Below are 1,113 nucleotides of genomic sequence, written 5' to 3' on the forward strand. Positions count from 1 at the left end.
CCCCCACCACCGACCCCATCCGTACGACCGGCGAGAGCGGCATGATCCTCACCGTCACCCCCAACCCGTCCCTCGACCGCACCTACGAGGTGCCCTCCCTCGACCGGGGCGAGGTCATCCGCGCCACCGGCGAACGCATGGACCCGGGCGGCAAGGGCGTCAACGTCTCGCGCGCGGTCGCGGCGGCGGGACGCCGTACGGTCGCGGTCCTGCCCCTCGGCGGCGCCCCCGGCGCCCTCGTCGCGGACCTCCTCGACGCGCAGGGCATCGAGGTCGCCCCCGTACCCGTGGCCGGCGCGACCCGTTCCAACATCGCGCTCGCGGAGTCGAACGGCGTCCTCACGAAGATCAACGCGCCCGGCCCCGAACTCTCGCCTGCCGAACAGGAACTCCTCCTGGAGACGGTCCGCGAGCACTCGGCCCACGCGGCCTGGATCGCCTGCTGCGGCAGCCTCCCGAGGGGCCTGGCCCCGTCCTGGTACGCCGAGCTGGTCACCCGGGCCCACGACGCGGGCGCCCGCATCGCCCTGGACACCTCGGGCCCGGCCCTCCTGGAGGCCCTCCGCGCGGGCCCCGACGTGGTCAAGCCGAACGCCGAGGAACTCTCCGAGGCGGTGGGCCGCCCCCTGCGGACGATCGGCGACGCCCTGAAGGCGGCGGAACAACTCCGCGATCTGGGCGCCCGAGCGGTCCTGGCCAGCCTGGGCGCCGACGGCCAACTCCTCCTGGACTCAACGGGCACCTACTTCGCAACCTCCCAGGTAACGACGGTCCGCAGCAACGTAGGAGCCGGCGACTCCTCCCTGGCCGGCTTCCTGATCGCCGGCGGCACCGGCCCCAAGGCCCTCGCCTCCGCAGTAGCCCACGGCGCGGCAGCAGTCCAACTCCCAGGCAGCGTCATGCCGACCCCCTCCGACCTGAACCCCACAGCGGTGACCCTGACATCAACAATCCCCTCGGACCGAGAACTGAGGGAACCGACGTCATGAGCCCACAACCTCGCACCACCGCCCCGCACCCGCTCCACGTGCCCCACTCAGCTGCGGCCGACCGCGTGGGACCACCCGCCCGCGCCTGCTCCACCCCGCCTGCCGTAGCTGCGGCCAGCTGCGC

The 1,113-nt window shown here is 73.6% G+C and carries 1 protein-coding gene; it reads left to right on the top strand.

Annotation, left to right across the window (positions count from 1 at the left end; translation table 11 throughout):
* Positions 1–41: 41 nt before the first annotated feature.
* Entirely contained in the window at positions 42–989 is a 948-nt protein-coding gene (gene pfkB, locus AOK24_RS44300) for a 1-phosphofructokinase (RefSeq protein ID WP_055725457.1), read from the top strand.
* The last annotated feature ends 124 nt before the right edge of the window (positions 990–1,113 follow it).

The sequence above is a fragment of the Streptomyces niveiscabiei genome (assembly GCF_001419795.1).
GTDB classification, from domain to species: domain Bacteria; phylum Actinomycetota; class Actinomycetes; order Streptomycetales; family Streptomycetaceae; genus Streptomyces; species Streptomyces niveiscabiei.